Annotated in this window: 24 protein-coding genes; 14 read left to right on the forward strand and 10 right to left on the reverse strand. The window is 68.8% G+C overall.

Translation table 11 applies throughout. From position 1 onward, the window contains the following. Window positions 1-303 (reverse strand): redoxin domain-containing protein (locus VHK87_RS06905; RefSeq protein ID WP_329634165.1); only part of this gene is annotated, 303 nt, incomplete at its 3' end. Window positions 304-489: 186 nt separating this feature from the next. Between VHK87_RS06905 and VHK87_RS06910 the strand changes: the two genes are divergently transcribed. From VHK87_RS06910 to minE, 5 genes are all read left to right on the forward strand, one after another. Then, window positions 490-1,080 carry an N-acetyltransferase gene (locus VHK87_RS06910; protein WP_329634166.1) on the forward strand — a complete coding sequence of 197 codons (591 nt, stop codon included), beginning with the start codon at window positions 490-492 and terminating at the stop codon, window positions 1,078-1,080. Between the two features lie 58 nt (window positions 1,081-1,138). Further along, complete coding sequence (locus tag VHK87_RS06915) at window positions 1,139-1,972, forward strand: TIGR00266 family protein (RefSeq protein ID WP_329634167.1); 834 nt, start codon at window positions 1,139-1,141, stop codon at window positions 1,970-1,972. Between the two features lie 220 nt (window positions 1,973-2,192). Further along, window positions 2,193-2,921 carry a septum site-determining protein MinC gene (gene minC, locus VHK87_RS06920; protein WP_329634168.1) on the forward strand — a complete coding sequence of 243 codons (729 nt, stop codon included), beginning with the start codon at window positions 2,193-2,195 and terminating at the stop codon, window positions 2,919-2,921. Window positions 2,922-2,939: 18 nt separating this feature from the next. Next, window positions 2,940-3,758: a septum site-determining protein MinD gene (minD, locus tag VHK87_RS06925; protein WP_329634169.1), complete on the forward strand. Its 819-nt coding sequence runs from the start codon at window positions 2,940-2,942 to the stop codon at window positions 3,756-3,758. Further along, window positions 3,755-4,015, forward strand: coding sequence for a cell division topological specificity factor MinE (gene minE / locus VHK87_RS06930; RefSeq protein WP_329634170.1), 261 nt, complete (start codon window positions 3,755-3,757; stop codon window positions 4,013-4,015). The genes minD and minE overlap by 4 nt, the downstream gene beginning before the upstream one ends. Here minE and VHK87_RS06935 read toward each other — a convergent pair. Together VHK87_RS06935 and VHK87_RS06940 are read right to left on the reverse strand one after the other, a co-directional pair. Continuing rightward, window positions 4,012-5,283 carry a mechanosensitive ion channel family protein gene (locus tag VHK87_RS06935; RefSeq protein ID WP_329634171.1) on the reverse strand — a complete coding sequence of 424 codons (1,272 nt, stop codon included), beginning with the start codon at window positions 5,281-5,283 and terminating at the stop codon, window positions 4,012-4,014. The two genes, minE and VHK87_RS06935, sit on opposite strands and share 4 nt — an antisense overlap. Before the next feature lie 52 nt (window positions 5,284-5,335). Beyond that, a complete protein-coding gene (locus VHK87_RS06940; protein WP_329634172.1) occupies window positions 5,336-5,776 on the reverse strand; it encodes a hypothetical protein in 441 nt (146 codons plus the stop codon). A 123-nt stretch (window positions 5,777-5,899) separates the two neighbouring features. Here VHK87_RS06940 and VHK87_RS06945 point away from each other — a divergent pair, with 123 nt between their 5' ends. After that, complete coding sequence (locus tag VHK87_RS06945; protein WP_329634173.1) at window positions 5,900-6,514, forward strand: DUF6151 family protein; 615 nt, start codon at window positions 5,900-5,902, stop codon at window positions 6,512-6,514. Here the strand turns inward: VHK87_RS06945 and VHK87_RS06950 are convergent, their stop codons facing one another. The 3 genes from VHK87_RS06950 to VHK87_RS06960 all read right to left on the reverse strand — a co-directional run bounded on the left by VHK87_RS06950 (window position 6,515) and on the right by VHK87_RS06960 (window position 8,593). Beyond that, window positions 6,515-7,039 (reverse strand): cysteine hydrolase family protein, encoded by a 525-nt coding sequence (locus tag VHK87_RS06950; protein ID WP_329634174.1) that lies wholly within the window; start codon window positions 7,037-7,039, stop codon window positions 6,515-6,517. It abuts the gene before it with no gap. Window positions 7,040-7,081: 42 nt separating this feature from the next. After that, window positions 7,082-7,525 carry a globin gene (locus VHK87_RS06955; RefSeq protein WP_329634175.1) on the reverse strand — a complete coding sequence of 148 codons (444 nt, stop codon included), beginning with the start codon at window positions 7,523-7,525 and terminating at the stop codon, window positions 7,082-7,084. A gap of 93 nt (window positions 7,526-7,618) precedes the next feature. Then, window positions 7,619-8,593: a S1C family serine protease gene (locus tag VHK87_RS06960; RefSeq protein ID WP_329634176.1), complete on the reverse strand. Its 975-nt coding sequence runs from the start codon at window positions 8,591-8,593 to the stop codon at window positions 7,619-7,621. Between the two features lie 103 nt (window positions 8,594-8,696). Between VHK87_RS06960 and phnD the strand changes: the two genes are divergently transcribed. Continuing rightward, window positions 8,697-9,710 carry a phosphate/phosphite/phosphonate ABC transporter substrate-binding protein gene (gene phnD / locus VHK87_RS06965; protein ID WP_329634177.1) on the forward strand — a complete coding sequence of 338 codons (1,014 nt, stop codon included), beginning with the start codon at window positions 8,697-8,699 and terminating at the stop codon, window positions 9,708-9,710. Here phnD and VHK87_RS06970 read toward each other — a convergent pair. Continuing rightward, the gene (locus tag VHK87_RS06970) at window positions 9,694-11,289 is read right to left on the reverse strand and encodes a ShlB/FhaC/HecB family hemolysin secretion/activation protein (protein ID WP_329634178.1); all 1,596 of its coding nucleotides are present in this window, start codon (window positions 11,287-11,289) and stop codon (window positions 9,694-9,696) included. The two genes, phnD and VHK87_RS06970, sit on opposite strands and share 17 nt — an antisense overlap. 178 nt (window positions 11,290-11,467) lie before the next feature. Between VHK87_RS06970 and VHK87_RS06975 the strand changes: the two genes are divergently transcribed. The 5 genes from VHK87_RS06975 to VHK87_RS06995 all read left to right on the forward strand — a co-directional run bounded on the left by VHK87_RS06975 (window position 11,468) and on the right by VHK87_RS06995 (window position 18,233). Further along, window positions 11,468-12,850: a FecR family protein gene (locus VHK87_RS06975; protein WP_329634179.1), complete on the forward strand. Its 1,383-nt coding sequence runs from the start codon at window positions 11,468-11,470 to the stop codon at window positions 12,848-12,850. Window positions 12,851-12,921: 71 nt separating this feature from the next. Next, the gene (locus VHK87_RS06980) at window positions 12,922-15,213 is read left to right on the forward strand and encodes a CHASE2 domain-containing protein (RefSeq protein WP_329634180.1); all 2,292 of its coding nucleotides are present in this window, start codon (window positions 12,922-12,924) and stop codon (window positions 15,211-15,213) included. Between the two features lie 42 nt (window positions 15,214-15,255). Continuing rightward, window positions 15,256-15,648: a response regulator gene (locus VHK87_RS06985; RefSeq protein WP_329634181.1), complete on the forward strand. Its 393-nt coding sequence runs from the start codon at window positions 15,256-15,258 to the stop codon at window positions 15,646-15,648. Between the two features lie 285 nt (window positions 15,649-15,933). Then, window positions 15,934-17,805 carry a ribonucleoside-diphosphate reductase subunit alpha gene (locus VHK87_RS06990; protein WP_329634182.1) on the forward strand — a complete coding sequence of 624 codons (1,872 nt, stop codon included), beginning with the start codon at window positions 15,934-15,936 and terminating at the stop codon, window positions 17,803-17,805. Window positions 17,806-17,915: 110 nt separating this feature from the next. Continuing rightward, a complete protein-coding gene (locus VHK87_RS06995) occupies window positions 17,916-18,233 on the forward strand; it encodes a hypothetical protein (protein ID WP_329634183.1) in 318 nt (105 codons plus the stop codon). 93 nt (window positions 18,234-18,326) lie between these two features. On the opposite strand, the gene maiA is transcribed toward VHK87_RS06995, so the two are convergent. Further along, window positions 18,327-18,965 (reverse strand): maleylacetoacetate isomerase, encoded by a 639-nt coding sequence (gene maiA, locus VHK87_RS07000; RefSeq protein ID WP_329634184.1) that lies wholly within the window; start codon window positions 18,963-18,965, stop codon window positions 18,327-18,329. Further along, window positions 18,962-19,600, reverse strand: a complete 639-nt coding sequence (locus tag VHK87_RS07005; protein ID WP_329634185.1) for a glutathione S-transferase family protein — start codon at window positions 19,598-19,600, stop codon at window positions 18,962-18,964. Before VHK87_RS07005 ends, maiA begins: the two co-directional genes overlap by 4 nt. Window positions 19,601-19,731: 131 nt before the next feature. Here VHK87_RS07005 and VHK87_RS07010 point away from each other — a divergent pair, with 131 nt between their 5' ends. Then, window positions 19,732-20,775: a ribonucleotide-diphosphate reductase subunit beta gene (locus VHK87_RS07010; protein WP_329634186.1), complete on the forward strand. Its 1,044-nt coding sequence runs from the start codon at window positions 19,732-19,734 to the stop codon at window positions 20,773-20,775. A gap of 28 nt (window positions 20,776-20,803) precedes the next feature. On the opposite strand, the gene VHK87_RS07015 is transcribed toward VHK87_RS07010, so the two are convergent. Then, window positions 20,804-21,433 (reverse strand): class I SAM-dependent methyltransferase, encoded by a 630-nt coding sequence (locus VHK87_RS07015; RefSeq protein ID WP_329634187.1) that lies wholly within the window; start codon window positions 21,431-21,433, stop codon window positions 20,804-20,806. 89 nt (window positions 21,434-21,522) lie between these two features. On the opposite strand from VHK87_RS07015, the gene VHK87_RS07020 reads away from it, so the two are divergent. Then, window positions 21,523-21,735, forward strand: a complete 213-nt coding sequence (locus tag VHK87_RS07020; RefSeq protein ID WP_329634188.1) for a DUF2945 domain-containing protein — start codon at window positions 21,523-21,525, stop codon at window positions 21,733-21,735. Window positions 21,736-21,801: the final 66 nt, after the last annotated feature.

The following is a 21,801-nucleotide window of genomic DNA, read 5'->3' on the forward strand; positions in this document are numbered from 1 at the left end:
CGACGGGTCGCCGACCATGGTGTACTGGATCTTGCCGATGGCGGGCGAGGTGTCGGCCCAGGCCTTGTGCGAGAAGTGGGTGTCGGTGGAAACCGAGTAGATCTCCACGCCCAGCTTCTGGAACTCGGCGTAGTTGTCGGCCAGATCCTCAAGCTCGGTCGGGCAAACGAAGGTGAAGTCGGCCGGATAGAAGAAGACGACTGACCACTTGCCCTTCAGGTCGGCGTCGCTGACAGCGACGAACTTGCCGGCCTTGTAGGCCTGGGCGGTGAAGGGCTTCACAGTGGTGTTGATCAGGGACATTCGTGCTCTCCGGTTGGTGGTGCGCCTCATGTAGGCCATGGGTGTGCATCTGCAAAATCGAAATTGCCGCTCTGCACCATAGAGACGGTCTATGCCGGTCATCGGCCGATTGCCGTTCCACGAGTGTGCGGCGATGCTCCGCCGCTGAAGCGGCGCTATGCAGCGCCGGCCCACGGAGGAGCGCCCATGCCCGGCTACGAGGTCCGGATCGCCGAGAAGAGCGAGCAGGAGGCGGTGCTGAGCACCCTGCTGCTGGCGTTCAGCGTCGATCCCTGCATGCGCTATGCGCTCACCAGCCCGGAGACCTTCATTGGCGCGTTCCGGCGGCTGGCGATGGCGCTGGGCGGCGCCGCCTTCGAGCATGGCTCGGCCTATGTGGGCGCCGACGGCGGGGCGGCGGCCCTCTGGCTCCCCGCCGGCGTGGAGTCGGACGGCGAAGGAATCGGCGCACTGATCGAGCAACTCGACATTCCGCCGGAGAAGCAGGAGGTGCTGGGCCAGGTCGGCGAGGCGATGGGCGAGAACCATCCCCACGAGCCGCACTGGTACCTGGCGATGATCGGCACAGATCCCTCCCGGCAGGGCCGGGGGCTGGGCTCGGCGCTCCTGAAAGAGGGGCTCAGGCGCTGCGACGCCGAAGGGCTGCCGGCCTATCTGGAGAGCTCCAACCCGGCCAACATCCCGCTCTACGAACGGCACGGGTTCGAGGTGGTGGGGATGATCCAGCCGGGCGACTTCCCGCCGCTCGTCCCGATGCTGCGGCCGGCGCGCCGCTGAGGCTTCTCAGCGCCCCGGCCGGGCTCTAAATCGGGCCTCCCACGAAGAGGAGCCGATCATGCCCGCCAGTCCCTGGGAACATCACCGCAGCGCAGCCGTCGCCGACGACATCGAGTTCGCCATCCGCGGCGAGGAGCTGCAGTTCCTGGAGGTCGAGCTGGACCCCGGCGAGAGCGCCATCGCCGAGGCGGGCGCCCTGGTCTGGAAGGACGCCAGCGTCGAGATGACCACCGTCTTTGGCGACGGCGCGGGCGGCTCGGGGCAGGGCTTCATGGGCAAGCTGCTGGGCGCCGGCAAACGGCTGATCACCGGCGAAAGCCTGTTCACCACCGTCTTCACCCACCAGGGTCAGGGCAAGGCGCGCGTCGCCTTCGCCTCGCCGACGCCGGGCGCCATCCTGCCCCTCCACCTGGCCGACATCGGCGGCACGCTGATCTGCCAGAAGGACAGCTTCCTGGCCGCCGCCAAGGGCGTCTCGATCGGCGTCCACTTCCAGCGCCGGGTGATGACCGGCCTGTTCGGCGGCGAAGGCTTCATTATGCAGAAGCTGGAGGGCGACGGCTGGGTGTTCGTGCAGATGGGCGGCACGCTCATCGAGCGTGAGCTGGCCCCCGGCGAGCAGCTGCACGTCGACACCGGCTGCCTCGCCGCCTACACGCCCAGCATCGACTTCGACCTGGTGATGGCCGGCGGCGTGAAGAGCGTCTTCTTCGGCGGCGAGGGCCTGTTCTTCGCCCGGCTGACCGGGCCCGGGAAGGTCTGGATCCAGTCGCTGCCGTTCTCGCGGCTGGCCGGGCGGATGCTGGCCGCGGCTGGCGGCGCCGGCGGTCAGAACCGCGGCGAAGGCTCCATCCTCGGCGAGCTCGGCGACCTCATCGGCGGAAACCGCTGATCCGTCGCCCATTTCGGGTAGCTCCGGCCACGCCTGGCTGCCGGAGCGCCCGCTGCGGCCCAGATTTGGACTCGGTTCGAGCCGAGACCTTGGGTGCGGCTGCGCCGTGACCCGCTGCTGAAAGCACACCCGGCCTCGCCGGGGAGGTCGGCGCAATCGATCGATGAACCTGCAAGCGTGACCGCGGGGGCCAGCCGCCCGCGATCGGGATTCTGCGGCCATGGCGGTGGAGGGCGAGATGGCGATGGCGACGACGACCGGCAGGCTCGCAGCCCCCACCGTCCGGGTGCGGGGGCGCAGCTTTATGGCGCTGATCATCACCCCCGAGTTCCCGATGTCGGAGTGGTTCACGGCTCTGGACGCCCAGATGCGCGGCTCGCCCGAGCTGTTCGCCGGCCGCCCGATGGTCGCCGACCTGTCGGCGACCTCGGCCGCCGGACCCGACGCGGCGCTGATCGTGCTGGACGGGCTGGAGGCGAGGGGCCTGCGGATTGTCGGGGTGGAAGGCGTCGATCCCCGGGTCCTGGCCCGCACCCGCTGGGAGCGGCTGGCCACCTCGCTGCACGGCCGCGACTTGATCCAGCCGCGCGAGGCGCCGGCCCCGGCGGCGCGGGAGCCCGCCCCCTCCCTGCTGATCGAGGAGTCGGTCCGCTCAGGGCAGGTGATCGACTTCGAGTCCGGCGACGTGACGATCGTGGGCGCCGTCGCCTCTGGGGCCGAGGTGATCGCCGGCGGGTCGATCCACGTCTACGGCCCCCTCCGCGGCAGGGCCATCGCGGGGCTGAAGGCCGGCGAGTCGGCCCGCATCTTCTGCCGCAAGCTCGAGGCCGAGCTGGTCGGCGTCGCCCGTCTCTTCCGCACCGCCGACAACTGGGGCCCCGACCTGCACGGCCGGGCGGTGCAGGTGCGTTGCGACCGCGGGAGCCTGCGGCTCTCGGCGCTCGACTGATCAAAGGAGCAGCTTTCGATGTCCAAAGTCGTCGTCGTCACGTCCGGCAAGGGAGGCGTGGGCAAGACCACCTCGTCCGCGGCGCTCGGGGCCGCCCTGGCCCAGGCCGGCCAGAGCGTCGTAGTGGTCGATTTCGACGTCGGGCTGCGCAACCTCGACCTCGTCATGGGGGCTGAGCGGCGGGTGGTGTTCGACCTCGTCAACGTCGTCCAGGGCGACGCCAAGCTTCCGCAGGCGCTCATCAAGGACAAGCGGCTGGAGACCCTGTGGCTGCTGCCCGCCTCCCAGACGCGGGACAAGGAGGCGCTGACCGAGGAGGGCGTCGAGAAGGTGATGGACGGGCTGCGCGCCCGCTTCGACTGGATCATCTGCGACAGCCCGGCCGGCATCGAGAAGGGCGCGACGCTGGCTATGCGCTTCGCCGATCAGGCGGTGGTGGTCACCAACCCGGAGGTCTCCTCGGTGCGCGACTCCGACCGGATCATCGGCCTGCTGGACTCCAAGACGCGGCGCGCCGAGGGCGGCGAGAAGGTGGACAAGCAGCTGCTGCTGACCCGCTACGACCCGGTGCGCGCGGCCCGCGGCGAGATGATGAAGGTCGAGGACGTGCTGGAGATCCTCGCCATCCCGCTCCTCGGCATCGTGCAGGAGAGCCCCGACGTGCTCACCGCCTCCAACCTCGGCTGCCCGGTGACCCTGCACAACCCGGCCTCCGCGCCGGCCCGGGCCTACGCCGACGCGGCCCGCCGGCTGATGGGCGAGGAGGTCACAATGACGACGCCGCGCGAGAAGCGCGGGTTCCTGGAGCGGCTGTTCGGAAGGAAGGTCGCCGCGTGAGCTTCCTCAATTTCTTCAACCGCAACCGCTCTTCCGCCCCCGTCGCCCGCGAGCGGCTGCAGGTGCTGCTGGCTCACGAGCGGGCGTTCTCCGGGCGCACCGACCTGGCCGAACGCCTCCAGAAGGAGATCCTCGCCGCCATCGCCAAGCACATCCCCATCGACGGCGACAAGGTGGTGGTGCGGCTGGACCGCGGCGACCAGGTCTCGACATTGGAGATCGACATCGAGGTTCCGGAGCAGGTGCTGGCCCGCTAGCGCCCCGTCCGCGGGTCGGCGTTCCATGTGCGCGGCTCGCGGGAGGGCCGCACAGCGGCCTCCTGGGCCGCCGCCTGCAGCATGGTCGCGCTCTCCGGGTCAATGCTGATCGTACGCTGTGGAAACGGAAACTCGATGCCATTGGCGTCGAAGGCCGCCTTCAGCCGCTTGTTGTACTCGCGCCCAACCTTCCACTGCTCGCCCGGACGGGTGCGGATCCGCGCCTTCAGCATGATCGCGTTGTCGCCGAACCCGTCGAGCCCGAGGATCTCCAGCGGTCGCTCCACAAGCTCACCGAACTCGGCGTCGGCCCGGAGATCCTCGCCCACCTGCCGCATGACGGCGAAGGCCTCGTCGATGTCTGTGCGATAGCCGACCCCCACCTCGACGACGTAACTCGAGTAGCTCTTGGTGCGGTTGTCGATCACCTGCGCCTCGCTGTAGGGCAGGATGTGCAGGGTGCCGTCGAGGTTGCGCAGGCGAATGGTGCGCAGGGTCATGGCCTCGACCGTGCCCGAACGTTCGCCGATCCGGACATTGTCGCCCACGGCGACGATGTCCTCCATGATCAGGAAGATGCCGGTGAGGAAGTCCTTCACCAGCGTCTGCGCGCCGAAGCCGATCGCGATGCCCACGACGCCGGCGCTGGCCAGCAGCGGCCCGATCTGGACGCCGAGTTCAGAAAGCACGGTGAGCGCGGCGAGGCCGACCACCAGCAGCTGCACAAACCCTCTTATCAGCGGTCGGATCGTCCGCAGCTGCGCCGCCCTGTGCGGTCGGGAGCTGCGCCGCTCGGCCGCGTTGATGGTGCGGTCGATCACGTAGCCGGCGATCTCGGACACCGCTGCGGCGGCGACGACGATCAGCGCGATGCGGAACAACACGAGCCCGGATCCGCGGGTCAGCCAGGCCCAGATGTCGACGCCCCAGATGCCGAGCACGGCCGTCGCGGCCGCGGCCAGGGCGAGCAGGCGGACGAGGCCCCAGGTGACGCCGGCGATCTTCGGAGCGGCGTCGGGCGCGGGCGGATGCGGCGATAGTCGCGCGAGGGCGAGGTGCAGCAGCTTTCGTAGGCCCCACACCGCGCCGGCGACCAGCGCGATCACCAGCACCGACAATGCGAGGTTGATCAGAACCTCGGACGGATCGAGCTCCAGCAGGTTGTCCCAGAGGCCGCTAAGGCCGGAGATCAGCGACTCGCCCGCGGAGGCTTCATCGAACTTTGAAGGCGAGGCCGCGTCTTGCGTCTCCCCAGATTGCAGAAACATCCGGGCCCAACGTCGGTTGGGAACCGCCGGTTCCGCTCCTTCTTCGCGGCGTTCAGCGCCAGTCGGCGGGGCCGGGAGCGGGCTCATTCGGCTGCTTGCTGGCGATGACCGGATCGTTGGAGCGGGTCCAGAAGAAGCCGGTATGGCCGTTGTCCACCTGCAGCAGCTTCACCTTGGCCGGGTCCAGCCCGACCATCATCCGCGCGTTGACGCCGTAGACCGGCTGCGACGGCATTTTGGCCGCCACCATGTGGGTGACGCAGCCGCAGGCCTTGCAGCGGTGGAAGGCGAGATCGCCGTCGAGCCAGGTGTAGGTCTGGGTGACATCGGGGTCGGGCTTGCGGACCAGCAGGTCCTGGTCGTTTCCGCGGTGGTAATAGCTCCACAGCGCGCCGTAGCGTCGGCAGAGGGTGCAGTTGCAGTCGAGCACCCAGCTCGGCGCCTCGGCGATCTCGAACCGCACGGCGGTGCAGTGGCAGGCGGCGCGGATCATTGGCGGTCTCCCGGGTGCGGAGCCGCAGTGTCGTCCACGGAACCCGGTTGTCCAGGGCCGCGCCGTTGACCTGCGGCCGACAGCGAGGCCGTATGCCGCCAAGGTTGCGGACGGGAGCCCGGAATGACACATGCGCTGCAATGCCGTTGCGGGACGCTCCGCGGTCAGCTCACCGACATCCGCGGCGCAAACCACGCGGTCTGCTACTGCCGCTCGTGCCAGGCCTTCGCCCATTTCCTCGGGCGCGAGGCGGAGGTGCTGGACCCGCTAGGCGCGACGACCGTCATCCAGACCTCGCCGAGCAAGGTGGTGTTCACCCAGGGCGCGGACCAGCTGGCCTGCATGCGGCTGACGGAAAAGGGCCTCTTGCGCTGGTACGCCGCCTGCTGCCGCACGCCGGTCGGCAACACCTTGGCGACGCCGAAGGTCTCGTTTGTCGGCCTGGTGCACAACGTTCTCGAAGACGCCGGCCAGCCGTCGCTCGATCAGGCGTTCGGCTCTGTGAAGGCGAGGGTGAATGTCGACGGCGCTCGCACCGCCAACAAGCCGAAGCCTGTGGGCCTCGGCCCCGCCATCCTGTGGTTCCTGGCCAACGGGGTCGGTGCGCGCTTCACCGGCGCCTGGCGGCGCACGCCCTTCTTCCGCACCGAGACCGGCGAGCCGGTCGCTCAGCCGCAGGTCCTGTCCCCTGAGGAGCACGCGCGGCTGATGGCCGAGGTCGAGGCGAAGATCGGCTGATCAGCCGAAGGCGATCTCGGCGGCCGGCTTCACCTCCGCGAAGCCCATACGGAGCGTGTTGTTGTGGTGACGGATGATGTCGGCCGCTTTCAGCACCCGCGTGTCGCCCGTGGAGTGGCCGTCCGCCACCAGGGTGACCTTGTAGCCGCGCTCGACGGCGCCGCGCACGGCGGTGTCGACGCAGAACTCGGTTTGCATGCCGCAGATCACCAGCCGATCGGCCCCGGCGGATTTCAGCCGCGCATCGAGGTCGGTGTCCAGGAAGGCGCTGCACTGGCGCTTGGCGATCACCGGCTCGTCCGGCCGCGGGCGAAGGTCGGCGTGCAGCGCGAACCCCGGTTTTCCGGGCTCCAGGGCCTCTCCCGGTCCGCCCTCGTGCTGGACGAAGAACACCGGCGCGCCGGCCGCCCGCGCCCGATCGATCAGCCCGCAGATGCGCCCGACCATGCCCTCGCCGTCATGCGGCGGATACTCGGGGAAAGCCCACATCCCCTGCTGCACGTCGATGACCACCAGCGCGTCCATGGGCGTATCTGAACCCCTCGCCGCGCCTTCGGCAACCGCCGCCTACGACGCCGGCTGCAGAAGGGGGGCGGAGGCGGAGGCGATATAGCCGTCGATCTCGGCCAGCAGCTCGTCCCAGGCCTGCGCGAACGGCGGCGTCCAGTCCGCGCCCAGCACCTCGCGCACCGCGTCGCGCACGAAGCCGAAGAAGGTGGCGAACACCTCCCGCGGGACGTCGTAGCCCTCGTGGGTGACCATCTCGGTCAGGATCATGTGATCGGCGTAGCGGCGCTCGCCCACGAAATCGAGAATCGCCGAGAAGGTGCGCGACAGCATCTCGCCCTTGATGGCGTCCTTCGTGTCCCGCCAGAAGTGGGGCAGCATCTCCGGGTGCCGCTCGAAGACCTTCGCATAGACCAGCGGCGTCAGGTCCTCGCACCGCTCGGCCGCGAGCTCGAGGCTGGCCTCGATCTCGGCCGCCTTGAGGAAGACTGGGGCGGCGGACACGCTACAGGGCGCCCCTGGTGATGTTGCCATCGGCCATCTTTCTCTCCGTCCCAGAGGAATGGAATATAGCCGAACGGCGTTCGGATAGCGGCGTCAGTTGTACTTGGGCTTCCTGAGCAGGGCCGCGCGGTCCTTCGACTTGATCTCCACGTCGAAGACGTCGCCGTCGCGCTTGATGCGAAGCGGGATGATCGTGCCCGCCGGCCCTTGCGCCCACAGGCGGGTGTAGAACTCCGCCAGCGTCGAGACGCGGGCGCCGTCGACCGCCAGGATCATGTCGCCGGCGCGCAGTTCGGCGCGGGAGGCGGGCCCCTTCGGGCTGACGCCGACCACCACGACGTTCTGGCCGAGCTCCTGGGCCAGGACGCCCAGCCAGGGGCGGACATGCTCGCGCGGCTTGCCGCGGGCCAGGTCGTCGAGGATCGGCGGCAACAGCTCGATGGGCACGAACATGTTGATCGGCTGCGGTCCCTGCCGCGTCTGGCCCTGCAGGCTCAGCGAGCCGACGCCGGCCAACTCGCCGGTGGGGCCGATCAGCGCCGCGCCGCTCCAGTGCGGGTGGGCGGGGGCGGTGAAGATCGCCTCGTCCAGCAGGTATTCCCAGTAGCCGGCGAAGGGCATGCGGGCCAGCACCTGGCCGGCCACGGCGTGGGCCCGTCCGCCGGCCCCGGCGATCACCACCTCGCTGCCCGGCGGCAACTCCCGCGAGTCGCCGAGCGGCACGGCCGGCAGGCCCAGGGGCTCCAGCGCCTGCACCAGGCCAAGGCCGGTGACGGAGTCGACGCCCAGCACATGTGCCGGCACGCGCGCGCCATCGTTGCGCGTCAGGGTCACGTCCTGCGCCTCGGTGATCAGGTAGCCCATGGTCAGCACCAGGCCGTTCGGCCCGATGACCGTGCCGTTGCCCAGCCGCTCCGTCCCGAGGCTCGTCGCCGTCAGCGCGTCCTCCGGAACCTGCGCCTCCAGGGCGACCACGGACGAAAGCGTTTCGTCCAGGTCGAACCGGCAGGCCTGGGCCGACGGCCTCAGCGCCGCGGCGACTTCATAACCCTCGAACGGTGACGCCAAGTCGGTGGCCTCCTGACCTTCAATCCGAATCTGGAGGCCCAGGTTGCGCAGACAAGGGGCGGACGCCGTTTCCCGGCCCCTTGCGAGCCACTATCGTGCCGCCATGCGCATTGTCCTGCTCTCGATCGCGGCCCTCGCCCTGGCGCTGGCCGCCTGCTCCAGGCCGGAGCCGGCTACGACCCAGACCACCATCAACTTCTCCATCCTGTCGGCCGAGAGCCGCGAGTCCGCGGTCGGCGACTGGACCCCCTTCCTGGAGGACATGGAGCAGGCCACCGGGCTGGAGGTGAAGCCGTTCTTCGGCAGCAACTACACCGCCCTGATCGAGGCCATGCGGTTCAAGCAGACCGACGTCGGCTGGTTCACCAACCAGTCGGGTCTTGAAGCCGTGCGCCGGGCCGGCGGGGAGGTGTTCGCCCGAAGCGTGAACCCCAGCGGCGTCGACGGCTACGAGGCGGTGATCATCGTGCCGAAGGGGCGGGGGACCACCCTGGAGAAGCTGCTGGCCTGCGACCGCAGCCTCGACTTCGGCATCGGCGATGCGAAGTCCACCTCCGGCACCCTGGCGCCGATGACCTACCTGTTCGCGCCGCGAGGGATCGATCCCAACGCGTGCTTCAGGACCGTCCGCTCGGCCAACCATGAGGCGAACCTGTTCGCGGTCGGCGCCGGCACCCTGGACGCGGCCACCAACAACACCGCCTCCATGGAGCGCCTGGCGATGCTGGAGACGCCGCTGGCCAAGAGCACGATGCAGCGCGTGGAGATCATCTGGCGCTCGCCGCGCATCCCGGAGGACCCGATGATCTGGCGCAAGGACCTGGACCCGCAGATCAAGGCCAAGGTCGCCGACTTCCTATTCTCCTACGGCGTCGGCGACACGCCCGAGGCCGAACGCCAACGGGCCATCCTGAAGCGCATCCAGACCCTGCCCTTCGTCCCCGCCGACGCCACCCACCTGATTCCGGTGCGCGAGATGGAGGCCACCCGCGATCTCATCGAGGCGAAGCGGCGCGGCGACGCCGCCGCGGTCGGCAAGGCGCAGGCGGCGCTCGATGTGGTGACGAAGGAGCGGGCGGCGCTTGGCGGAGGCAGCGCAACTAGAACGCCGCGCTGAGGGCGACGAACGCCCGCCACTCCTTGTCCCCCGCGGCGTATGGCGTGCGCGTAAGCGGCTTGGCGGCCTCCAGGCGGAGCGTCGCCTTGTTAAAGGTCAGGCGGGTCCCGACCCCCGCAGACGAAAGCGCCGCGCTCTTGAAGCCCGCCGGCGCGTCCTTGCGCCAGACCTTGGCCGCGTCGGCGAAGGCGTAGACTTGGAAGAAGCTCAGCGGGCGCGCCTTCGGATCGAAGCCGTAGCGGAGCTCCAGCAGCCCCCCTGCGCCGCTTTCGCCGGCGATTTCGGCATAGTTATAGGCCCGGCCGTAGGGCAGGGCCCCCGCCGCGAACTCCTCCGAGGCCAGCAGCGGGTCCGGCGACCACTGGGCGTCGGCCTGCAGGTAGACGCCCGCTCTGCGGCCCAGGTCGCGGTAGTGGGAGCCGTGGAGGTTCAACTTCCAGAACTGGCCGTCCGCATTCCAGCGCGAGCGGCCTGGCCCCGGGTTGTCCGTGGCTCCCAGGACATCGAGCCCCCGAGAAATCTGCGCGAAGGCGGTGGTCGCTCGTCCTGGGCCCTGCCGGTTTGCCAGCACCGAGGCGCGCAGCACACGCAGGTTGTCCTCGTAACCGCCGATCGAGCCCCAGTCCTGCTCCACCTGCGTCGCGTCGAACCCCACTGCGCCCCACACCGCGTGGCTGCGCCCGCGCGAGAGGGGGTGGGTGAGGCGCAGGTTCACGGCCCGGTTCTCATTCCCGAACACCGAGCCCAGATTGCTGGAGCCGTCCTGGGCGCGGGCCATGGAGGCGCGGGCCGTAAGGCTGCCGCCCGTCCGGAGCGGATAGAGATAGCTGATCTCGCCCTGGGTGAATTCTTCTGGATCCTCCGGGACGGTCAGCATCGATGCCGCGAGCTGGTCGCCTCCGGTGAAGGTGGAATTGGCGGCGATCCGCCCGTAGGCCTGCCACGGGCCCGCGGACTCCGTGCCTCGGTTGTCGAGGTAGAAGCTGCCCGTCAGCAGCTGTCGGTCGGCCTCGACGAGGAGCCGGTGCTGCGCAGGATCCTCGAGGACAGGTTCCAGCTGAGACTTGAGCTTCAGACCGGGGCGGTCCGTGGCGAGGGTCAGGCGTCGGTCTAGGTCGGTCAGCCGGAGCGGGCGGGCGTCGGTGATCCCGTCCAGCAGCACACGAACGGCCCCGGACGCGCGTCCGCTCACCTGCATCTGGCTGACGTGGCCCTCGTAGACGACAATGCGGACGATGCCCTCGGGCCCGCTCTGCGCCGGGACCACCGCCCGGGCCAGGAAGTAGCCGTCGGCTCGGTACTTGTCCGTGATCGCTTGAGCGATGCGGGCGAGGTCGGTCATCGAGACTTCGCGCGTCAGATAGTCCGCGTAGAGCGGAGCCAAGTCCTTGAGCGGATAGGCGCTGACGCCGTCGATCGTCAGCGCCATCAGCACGAAGCAGGCTTCCGACGTGGCGGCGCAACGCTCCGGCGGGATCGCCGCCTGCGGTTCTGCATGCGCCTGGCCGGCCCCGGCGAGCGGCAGGGCCACCGCAAGGGCGGCGTCGCGGAGGCGCTTTAGCTTGTACTGAAACCTCACCGACCGAGCACCATGGTAAACGCCAAGTTTAAGTCTACATGATGGATCAATTAGATGAACGGGCGACTAACTAAGAAAAGATTCAAGCTGTTAGTCAGGCGTTATCCGTGGCCGTGTCATTCACTGGGTCGTAATCGAGTTACTACCGGCCTTCTGGTCGTCACGGATGGATTAGCGGATGCGTGTTCTTCGATCGTCGGCGTCGGTGATCTTCACCTCTGGCCTCGTTCTCTCCGCGGGTTCGGCCTTCGCGGCCGACTGGAAGCTGGTCGAAGTCAGCGGGACGGTGCGCGTCGCCGCGCCCGGTCGGGCGACCGCACCGGCGGTCGCGAACCAGGTGGTGCCGGTTGGCGCCAACATCACGACGGCTGCCGGAGCCCGGGCCGCGTTGTTCAACGGCGCGCAGAAGATCGTGCTCGGCGCGAACAGCCGTATGACGGTAGCGCCCGAGCCGCAGCCTGGAATGGCGCGGATCGTTCAGGACCTGGGCTCGATCCTCTTCCAGGTCGACAAGCAGCCGTCCAAACACTTCCAGGTCGACACGCCGCTGCTCGCCGCAATCGTGAAGGGCACCACCTTCACCGTGAACGTGGGCCCGCTCTCGGACACCGTTCACGTAGCCGAGGGCCTGGTGGAGGTTCGCCCGTCGAGCGGCGGCGCGGGCTCCGACATTCCGGCGGGCGCCACGGGCGTGGTCACGCGCGAGGCTCCCAACGCCGTGAGCAAGACGACCCCCTCGGCCGAAGCCCCGCCGGAAGCGGCCGCGCAGGTGGAGCCGCTCAACTACACCGCCGTTTCGGATGGTCTGGTGCAATCGGCCCCGGCGCCGACGACGAACGCCGGCCCGCCGCCAGCTTCGGCGCAGCTTGCGGCCGCCGCGCCCGGCGCCAGCGAAGTCGCAACTGCGCAGCTGGCGCAGACCTCGGCGACCGGAACCGCGGGTGCAGAGCTTGCGCAACCGCCCGCGCCGCCTCCCGTGTCCGACGGTGGCGCTGGCCTCGGTGTCGGCGGCGTCCCGTCCGGCCAGAGCGACGGGAACGGATCCAATAACGGGAACGGCCCAGGAAACGGGAACGGCTCGGGAACCGCAGACGGCCCGGGGAACGGGAGCGGCGCTGACAATGGCAATGGCCCCAGAAACGGTAACGGGTCCAGCAACGGAAACAGCCCGGGGAACGGGAACGGCAATGGCCCGGGAAACGGCAACGGTCCGGGAGGCAGCAATGGCAACGGATCGGGCAACGGAAACGGCGCTGACAACGGGCCCGGCAACGGCAACGGACCGGGCAACGGTAACGGCGCTGACAACGGGAATGGTCCTGGCAACGGACCGGGGAACGGCAACGGCAACGGGAACGGGAACGGCAACGGACCGGGGAACGGTAACGGCGCTGACAACGGGAACGGGCCCGGCAACGGCAACGGCGCTGACCACGGGAACGGGCCGGGCAACGGCAACGGCGCGAACAACGGCAATGGGCCGAGCAACGGCAGCGAACCTGGCGACGGCGGTGGCGGATCGAGCGCTGGCAGCGGCAAGGGCGGCGGTCCGACCCGCTGATGCGGCTTCCCTGGGCCCGATCGGCTGAACGCCTAGCTTCGCCCGGATCATGGGCCGGCCGTGCGCAGCGCGTGGCCGGCCTCGTCGTCATTGTAGCGCTATTGGTTCTCGCGTCGGGAGCGGGCCTGCTTCAGGTCGTCGAGGACGGTCTCTCCGGCATACGCTTCCGGCTGCTGCAACGTCCCGTGAGCCAAACCCTTACGGTGGTGGAGATCGACACCGCCAGTATCCGCGCGGCGGGCCGTTGGCCCTGGACGCGCGACCGCTACGCAACCGCCATCCGGAACCTGCAGGCTGCTGGCGCAAAGGTCGTCGGCTTCGATGTCGACTTCAGCGCCCCATCGTCGCCAGACGGTGACGCCAGGCTCCAGGCCACGATCCAGGCCAACCCCGGCTCGGTGGTGCTGCCCACATTCGTTCAGCCCCGGTCACGATCGGCCGGGGGCGGATGGCTGGAGAATGCGCCGCTCGACGGCCTCGCCGCCGAGGCGGTTCTGGCCAGCGTGAACGTGCCGGTGGACCCTGACGGCCGTGTCCGGCGCTACGGCTACGGCTTCGAGGCCCCGGTCGAAGTGCGTCCCTCCATGGGAGCCTTGCTCGCAGAGGCCCCACCCGGCCGCCTCGGCAGCTTCATTCTCGACTATGGCATCCGCATCGAGGACACGCCCCACCTCAGCTTCCAGGACGTCTATGAAGGCCGCTTCGACCCCGCCGCCGTTCGCGGCCGATCGGTGCTGATCGGGGCGACCGCGTTGGAGCTCGGAGACGAATTCGCGACGCCGCGCTTTGGCACGCTGTCCGGCGTCTACGTGCATGCGCTGGCCTATGAGAGCGTGCGGAGCGGCCGGGACCTGACGCGGCTGCACCCGTATGTGCCGTTGGTGGTCGCCTTCGCAGTCGTGTTTCTGCTGCGGCCCCGCAGCCGCGCCGTTTCGCTTCGCAGGCTGCTGCTGGCTCATTTGGCGGTCGGCGTGTGCGCCCTCGCGCTGCCTTTGCTGATCCAGGCGTTTGCACCCGTCGCCATCGAGGTGGCTCCGATCCTTTTGGGCCAGGTCCTGGTGCTGATCTGGACCGTCCGCAGCGAGCTGCAACGCCGCGCCCAGGCGATGGTCGAGGCGCGCGAGGCGCACCTGCTTCAGCTGGCGGACCACATGCGCAAGAGCCGCAACAAGATCCGCGCCGCCAACCGTAGGCTTCAGACCGCCAATGCCGCGCTCGACAAGGCCCTGAAGGCGCGGACCGAGTTCCTCGCCTCCACCAGCCACGAAATCCGTACGCCGCTGAACGGCATCCTGGGCATGACCCAGGTGATCCTCGCCGACACGGCTCTCGATCCACGCGTCCGCCAGAACGTGGGCGTGGTGCAGACCGCCGGCCGGACGATGCTGGCGCTCGTCGACGACATCCTCGATATGTCGAAGATCGAGAACGGCCACCTGACGATCGTCCCGGTGGAGATGGATCTGCACGGGCTGCTCGACGAGGCAGGCCTGCTCTGGTCCGCCAAGGCGGCTGAGAAGAACCTGGCGCTGCGGATCGATCGCGGGGACGCCCCTGCCTGGATCCTGGAAGACGACACGCGTCTGCGCCAGATCATTTCCAACCTCATGGCCAACGCCATCAAGTTCACGGAGGCCGGCGAAGTCGCGCTGTCGGCGTGTGTCGAGGGCCGCGGCGACGACGAGATTCTTGTCCTGAAGGTTTCCGACAGCGGTATCGGCATTCCGGCAGACAAGCTCGAAGAGATCTTCGAGGCCTTCCGTCAGGTGGACGGCAGCATCACTCGCCAGTACGGCGGCACGGGGCTCGGGCTTGCGATCTCGCGACGCCTGGCGCTGGCGATGGGCGGCGAGCTGACGGTGAGCAGCACCCTGGGCGAAGGCTCCGTGTTCCGGATCGTGCTGCCCCTCCGTCGCGTGTCTCGCGAAGCCGCCCCAGCCTCGGTTGCTGGGCAGCGAGGCCCCTCCATCCTGCTTGTCGAGGCGAATCCGCTGGCGCAGAGCGTGCTCAAGGCGGCGTTCGCGCCCCATGCGGAGCGGATCGAGATCGCAGCTTCCCTCGACGCCGCGATGGCGACGCTTCAGAGCCGCGACTTCGACGTGGTTCTGGCCGAGGGCGGCGCGCTGGGGGGCGCGCCGGGCCTCGATCGGCTCGCCGCCTGTCCGGGTGCGGCCCGAATCTGCGTGCTTTGGGCGGGCGCTGCCGAGGATGTCGATCAGCTGCTCCGGGGCGGCGCCGACCATGTTGCGCGAAAGCCGATCAGCACAGGTGACCTGGTCGCCGAGCTGAAAAGCCTGTGGGCAGAGCCGAGAGCGCCCCGAGATTCATCGATGACGCCCACGTCCGCCGTTAGCGGTGCGTAAGTGTCTGAGTTCTAGTGTGTTGTCGTTGAGTTGGAGAAGCCCGTGCGGGTTCTGTTCGTAGACGACAACGCCGTCAACAGAGCTGTGGTCAAGAGCATGCTCGAGGCCGCGGGTGTCGATGTGTCCGAAGCCGAGGACGCGGAGACCGGCCTCTCGATGGTCGACCTGGGCGACTACCAGCTCGTTCTCATGGACCTTCGGATGCCCGGCATGGACGGCCTGGCGGCCATCCGCCGCATTCGCGCGCGGGGCGACGACAAGGCGGCGCTGCCGGTCATCGTTGTCACCGCAGACAGCGGTCCCGACATTCGCAGGCAGGCCGAAGCGGCCGGCGCCGACGACCTGCTGCACAAGCCCGTCGATATGTCGGTTCTGTTCGACACCATCGGCCGCCTGCTGGCTGGCCGGTCCGATCAAGGCGCGATGCTCGCCTAAATCGCGACGCAGGGCGGCGGCGGCTGCCCATCGCCACCAGCACCTCACCCTTCACCTTCACGTGATCGCCGGACCCGCGGCGTCGCGTCCCGCCCTGCGCGGGGGCTTGTGCGTTAAGGTTCGGGTAAGAAAAAACCTGGGCGCCGGCGGCTCCGCCGCATTGACGAGTCATTAGCCTCGTGGCCCCATATGATGGTGTGGTGGACAGAGCAGCCACTACATATGGGGCTGGAGCTGAAGGGCAGGGGGCCCATAGGCTCGCACAGGGAGAGGGTCGTAAGGCGTATGAGCGGGACGGAAGCGGCGCGTGTGAACGTGACTGAGTCGGCGCGGGCCGTGGCGCCGGAGCGCGGGTCCGAGCGGCCCCAGCTGCAGCTGGTGCGCAAGGTGGAGGTGGACCGTAGCCGGGACGCCCTCTTGACCGACTTCGGCAAGACCACCCTGGAAGATCGGTATCTGCTGCCGGGCGAGTCCTACCAGGACATGTTCGCCCGGGTGGCGACGGCGTTCGCGGACGACGCCGAGCACGCTCAGCGGATCTACGACTACATCTCGAATCTGTGGTTCATGCCGGCCACCCCGGTCCTGTCGAACGGCGGCGCGCAGCGGGGCCTGCCGATCTCCTGCTTCCTCAACGCGGTGCCCGACAACCTGACCGGCATCGTCAATGTGTGGAACGAGAACGTCCATCTGGCCTCCAACGGCGGCGGCATCGGCACCTACTGGGGCGGCGTCCGCTCCATCGGCGAGAAGGTGAAGGGCGCCGGCCAGACCAGCGGCATCATTCCCTTCATCCGGGTGATGGACTCCCTGACCCTGGCGATCAGCCAGGGCTCGCTGCGCCGCGGCTCGGCGGCCGTCTACCTCGACGTCCACCACCCCGAGATCGAAGAGTTCCTCGAGATCCGCAAGCCGTCGGGCGACTTCAACCGCAAGTCGCTCAACCTGCACCACGGCATCTCCATCACCGACGAGTTCATGGAAGCGGTGCGTGACGGCGAGATGTTCGCCCTGCGCAGCCCCAAGACCGGCGAGCCGGTGAAGGAGGTGGACGCTCGCACCCTGTGGCAGAAGATCCTCGAGATCCGCCTGCAGACCGGCGAGCCCTACCTGATCTTCGCCGACACGGTGAACCGCTCGATGCCGCAGCACCAGCGCGAGTTGGGCCTCAAGGTGCGCCAGTCGAACCTGTGCTCGGAGATCATGCTGCACACCGGCCAGGACCACCTGGGCAAGGAGCGCACCGCGGTATGCTGCCTGTCGTCGGTGAACGCCGAGAAGTTCATGGAGTGGCGCGACCATCCGACCTTCATCGAGGACGTGATGCGCTTCCTCGACAACGTGCTGCAGGACTTCATCGAGCGCGCTCCACCGGAGATGGAGCACGCCATCTATGCCGCCATGCGCGAGCGCTCGGTGGGCCTGGGCCTGATGGGCTTCCACTCCTTCCTCCAGGCGATGAACGTGCCGTTCGAGAGCGCCCTGGCGAAGAGCTGGAACATGCGCCTGTTCAAGCACTTGCGCCGCGAGTGCGATAAGGCGAGCCGCACCCTGGCCGCCGAACGCGGGCCCTGCCCGGACGCCGCCGACCGCGGGGTGATGGAGCGGTTCAGCCACAAGCTGGCGATCGCCCCGACCGCCTCGATCTCGATCATCTGCGGCGGCACCAGCGCCGGCATCGAGCCGATCCCGGCCAACATCTACAGCCACAAGACCCTGTCGGGCACCTTCGCGGTGAAGAACCCGTACCTGGAGAAGGTGCTGACGGAGAAGGGCCAGAACACCCCGTCCGTGTGGGACTCGATCCTCGAAAACGAGGGCTCGGTGCAGCACCTGGAGTTCCTGACCCAGGACGAGAAGGACGTCTTCAAGACCGCCTTCGAGATCGACCAGCGCTGGGTGGTCGAACTGGCCGCCGACCGCACGCCCGAGATCTGCCAGTCCCAGTCGGTCAACGTCTTCCTGCCGGGTGACGTCGACAAGTGGGACCTGCACATGCTGCACTGGATGGCCTGGGAGCGGGGCTGCAAGAGCCTCTACTACCTGCGCTCGAAATCGGTGCAGCGCGCCGCCCACGCCGGCGGCGAGGGCGCGGCGATCTTCGCCAGCGTCTCCGGCGAGAAGACTGACTACGAGGAATGCCTCGCCTGCCAGTAGGGCAGGGCTCGCCTGCCCGGCGAAACCGCTAGCGGTCTCGCCGGGCCGGTCTAGGCTGATCTCAGCTGACCGGATTGCGCCCCTCCGGTCGAGACGCTGGGGACCAGCCGATGAAACCTTGGGGCGCTTTCCTTACCGCTGTACTTTTCGCCGGCCCTGCGTTCGCGCAGGCCGGCGAGCGCACGCCTGAACCGGCCGACCTGATCGGGCTGCTGTTGGACGACCCGATCGGCTTCGCCCTTGAGGCCGCGGCCCAGTCGCCGGCCGAGCCAGAGGCGCCGGAGAGCGTCGAAGGGGGCGTCCTGGTCGGCATCGACGCCCCGGGCGAGCCGCTTCAGCCGCCCGCCGAGCTTGCCGCCCGCGCCTTCGACATCACCTACACCTTCGCCCACCCCGACGCCGTGCGACGGGCGGGCGCGGATCGGTAAACTCCACCGTCATCCCGGCCGTAGCGAAGCGGAGAGCCGCGAGCACGTGATTCTCGGTCCCGGATCGGCCTGGCGTCCGTCCGGGATGACGATCTAGGAGGGCTCGCCCGCGTAGTCCGGCTGATGCTCCGGCCGGGCGAGGCGGAAGGGGGCCAGGTCGACGCAGCGGGCTTCGACCTCCAGCAGCAGCGGATGGGCCGAGAGGTCGCAGCCCAGGCGGCGGCCGTTGCGCAGCTGCGGAATCAGGTGCAGGTCGGCCCAGCCGGGCGTATCGCCGAAGCAGAAGTGCCAGGGTTCGGGCCGGGCGGCCAGCGCCGCCTCGAGGGCTGCGAAGCCGAGGTTCAGCCAGTGCACGGTCCAGCGGGCGGCGCCGTCCTCGCCGAGCCCTAAGTCCGCGGCCAGGTATTTGCGCACCCGGTTCACCGTCAGGGCGTGCATCTCGGCCGCGATGTGGGCGGCAAAAGCGCGGGCCTGGGCGCGGGTGACGGGGTCTGCCGGCAGCAGCGGCGGGGTGGGCCAGCCTTCCTCGAGGAAGGCCAGGATGGCCGCCGACTGGGCGATGATCCGCCCGTCCACTTCAGGCGCCGGCATCAGCCCCTGCGGATTGACCTTCTCGTATTCGCCCGGCGCAAGCGCCGGAACCGAGACATAGTCGCAGGCCAGGCCCTTCAGATTGAGCGCGATCCGCACCCGCTCCCCGGCCGAATTGCGCTGGTAGGTGTAGAGCTTCACGCCATCCGCTCCGCCCAGAGCGGCGCCAGCCGGGGGTCGGCGTCCACCCGCTTCACGGCCTCGGCCATTTTCGGCGCCTCCTTGTAGAACCGCATCCGGCGAGGCCGGAAGCGCGAGACGACGTTCACGTAGAGGTCCAGCACCGTGAGCTGGTCGCCGAGGATGTACTGGCCGGGGCTGACCTGGGCGTCCATGACGCCCCAGCACCAGGCGATCCGCTCCAGCGTGCGCTCCACCAGCGCCGCATGGCCCGCCGGGTCGGGGACCAGCCGGGAGGGATCGTCCTTCACCCAATAGAGGGAGTAGATCGCCGAGGAGACGAAGCTCATCCAGCGCAGGAATTGGCCGCGAGTCGGATCGCCGGGGCGTGGCGCGAGGTTCGCCTCAGGGTGGGCCTCGGCGAGCCAGATCAGAATCGCCGCGCTCTCGGTCAGCACCTCCCCGGACGGCAGCGCCAGCGCCGGCACCTGCCGCATGGGGTTGGCGACCAGCACCTTGTCGCCGCTCTCGGGCGTCGCGGGATTGAAGGTGTAGGAATCTGTCACCTCGTGCGGCGCCCCGATCAGCGTCAGGGCCGCCTCCACGGCTACCCCGCCCGAGCCCTTGGCGCTGTAGAGCAGCATCCTGTCCGTCATGCTTTCATCCCCAATCTGTTCACAACATGTTGGGCGCGTGCGGCAACTTCGCGCTAGATGTTGTCAACGTGTGGTGGTTAACCTCAAGTCCTGAGATCGTCGTCCAACGCCTGCCGAACGGGAAGTCCGCCGTGTCCGAGTCGAACGTCCGCGCCCTGCCGGGCCTGCTCACCCCCTCCTACGCTTACAAGCCGTTCCGCTACCCGTGGGCCTACGAGTTCTGGAAGAAGCAGCAGCAGGTCCACTGGATGCCCGAAGAGGTGCCGCTGGGCGAGGACTGCAAGGACTGGGCGGCCAAGCTGAACGACCGCGAGCGCAACCTGCTCACCCAGATCTTCCGCTTCTTCACCCAGTCGGACGTCGAGGTGAACGACAACTACATGGAGCGGTACGCCCGCGTCTTCAAACCCACCGAGGTGAAGATGATGCTGGCGGCCTTCTCCAACATGGAGACGATCCACATCGCCGCCTACGCGCTGCTGCTCGAGACGATCGGCATGCCCGATAGCGAGTTCACCGCCTTCCTCGACTACCAGGCGCTGCGCGACAAGCACGACTACATGCAGACCTTCGGCGTCGACTCGAACGCCGACATCGCCCGCACGCTGGCCATGTTCGGCGGCTTCACCGAGGGGCTGCAGCTGTTCGCCTCCTTCGCGATGCTGATGAACTTCCCGCGCCACAACAAGATGAAGGGGATGGGCCAGATCGTCTCCTGGAGCGTGCGCGACGAGAGCCTGCACTGCGAGGGCGTCATCAAGCTGTTCCACGCCTTCAACGCCGAGACCGGCGTGGTCACCAAGGCGGTCGCCGACGACATCATCGACTGCTGCAAGACGGTGGTGAGCCTGGAGGACAAGTTCATCGACCTGGCCTTCGAGGCCGGCGACATCGAGGGCATGACCCCCGACGACATCAAGCGCTACATCCGCTTCATCGCGGACTGGCGCCTGCGCCAGCTGCAGTTGCCGGAGGTCTACGGCGCCAAGGAGAACCCGCTGCCCTGGCTGCAGTCGATGCTCTCCGGCGTCGAGCACGCCAACTTCTTCGAGGCCCGCTCCACCGAATACTCCAAGGCCGCGACCCGCGGCCAATGGCACGGCGAGGCCGGCGTCTGGAGCGAGTTCGATAAGCTGCTGGCCAAGCGCAGCGAGAACGTGCTGCCGGCGGAGTAGGGCGCTGGGAACCAGGTTGGGCGGAGCCCTACCTGTCACCCTTCACTGCGGCGACGAGGAACCAGGTCCGCTCGACCCCGTCATAGCCGCCGCCGGCGCCTTCGGAGATCTTGAGTTCGCGCCAGGCCGCCGCCGCGCGATAGGCGGCTTCCAGCTCGTCCCGGCGCGGGAAGTTGTAGTAGCGGCCGAGGTCATCGCGCCCCTCGCCTTCGCCGCCCTTGAAGCTCGCGTGGAAGACGCCGCCGGGCCTCAGCGCCCGGTGAATGCGCCCAAGCACATCCGGCAGGCCGGCGGCGGGCACGTGCAGCAGGCAGGCGCTGGCCCAGACGCCGTCGTACTCGGCCTGGGCGTCCAGCTCGTTGAAACGCATGACTTGCACCGGCCGCCCAAGGCGAGCCTCCGCGATGCGGGCCAGGGCGGGGGAGCCGTCGGTCGGCGTCACCTCAAACCCGGCCGCGATCATAGCCTCGGCCTCCTGCCCACCGCCGCAGCCGAGCTCGAGGATGCGGGCGCAGGGCGCCAGGCGGCTGAGGAAGGCGGCGAGGGCGCGGCTGGAGCCGGCCTCCCGGCGGGCCGCATAGGTCTCGGCTTCGCGGTCGTAGAAGGCGAGGGTCGCCTCGTCCGAAGCCGTCCGGTCGTGGGGTTCGGTCGAACGCACGCCCAAGCGTTCTCCGCGGACCGCGTCAGGTCAAGCATGGAACTCCGCGCTCCCGCCGCCTCTTGATCGCGGACGGATGGAGGCGCGCGATGGCTGAAAAGACGTTCAAGGCGGGCGATGCGGTGAAGTGGGACCACAGCCAGGGGACCACCAAGGGCAAGGTCGTCCGCAAGCAGACCAGCCCGACCCAGATCAAGGGCCATAAGGTGGCCGCGTCCAAGGACAATCCCGAGTACATCGTGAAGAGCGACAAGACCGGCGCGCTGGCGGCGCACAAGCCGGACGAACTCAGGAAGGCCTAGCGCCGTCATCCGCTCAACCCGACGGAGCCCTGGGGTCAAGCTCAGGCTGGATCCCGACTTGCGTCG

The organism is Phenylobacterium sp. (genome assembly GCF_036263695.1).
GTDB lineage: Bacteria > Pseudomonadota > Alphaproteobacteria > Caulobacterales > Caulobacteraceae > Phenylobacterium.

Excerpts from the sequence above, each read along its gene's own strand:
- VHK87_RS06910 (WP_329634166.1), top strand. The coding sequence starts at position 490 with ATGCCCGGCTACGAGGTCCGGATCGCCGAGAAGAGCGAGCAGGAGGCG.
- VHK87_RS06915 (WP_329634167.1), top strand. The coding sequence starts at position 1,139 with ATGCCCGCCAGTCCCTGGGAACATCACCGCAGCGCAGCCGTCGCCGAC.
- minC (WP_329634168.1), top strand. The coding sequence starts at position 2,193 with ATGGCGGTGGAGGGCGAGATGGCGATGGCGACGACGACCGGCAGGCTC.
- minD (WP_329634169.1), top strand. The coding sequence starts at position 2,940 with ATGTCCAAAGTCGTCGTCGTCACGTCCGGCAAGGGAGGCGTGGGCAAG.
- VHK87_RS06935 (WP_329634171.1), bottom strand. The coding sequence starts at position 5,283 with ATGTTTCTGCAATCTGGGGAGACGCAAGACGCGGCCTCGCCTTCAAAG.
- VHK87_RS06940 (WP_329634172.1), bottom strand. The coding sequence starts at position 5,776 with ATGATCCGCGCCGCCTGCCACTGCACCGCCGTGCGGTTCGAGATCGCC.
- VHK87_RS06945 (WP_329634173.1), top strand. The coding sequence starts at position 5,900 with ATGACACATGCGCTGCAATGCCGTTGCGGGACGCTCCGCGGTCAGCTC.
- VHK87_RS06950 (WP_329634174.1), bottom strand. The coding sequence starts at position 7,039 with ATGGACGCGCTGGTGGTCATCGACGTGCAGCAGGGGATGTGGGCTTTC.
- phnD (WP_329634177.1), top strand. The coding sequence starts at position 8,697 with ATGCGCATTGTCCTGCTCTCGATCGCGGCCCTCGCCCTGGCGCTGGCC.
- VHK87_RS06975 (WP_329634179.1), top strand. The coding sequence starts at position 11,468 with ATGCGTGTTCTTCGATCGTCGGCGTCGGTGATCTTCACCTCTGGCCTC.
- VHK87_RS06990 (WP_329634182.1), top strand. The coding sequence starts at position 15,934 with ATGAGCGGGACGGAAGCGGCGCGTGTGAACGTGACTGAGTCGGCGCGG.
- VHK87_RS06995 (WP_329634183.1), top strand. The coding sequence starts at position 17,916 with ATGAAACCTTGGGGCGCTTTCCTTACCGCTGTACTTTTCGCCGGCCCT.
- VHK87_RS07005 (WP_329634185.1), bottom strand. The coding sequence starts at position 19,600 with ATGACGGACAGGATGCTGCTCTACAGCGCCAAGGGCTCGGGCGGGGTA.
- VHK87_RS07020 (WP_329634188.1), top strand. The coding sequence starts at position 21,523 with ATGGCTGAAAAGACGTTCAAGGCGGGCGATGCGGTGAAGTGGGACCAC.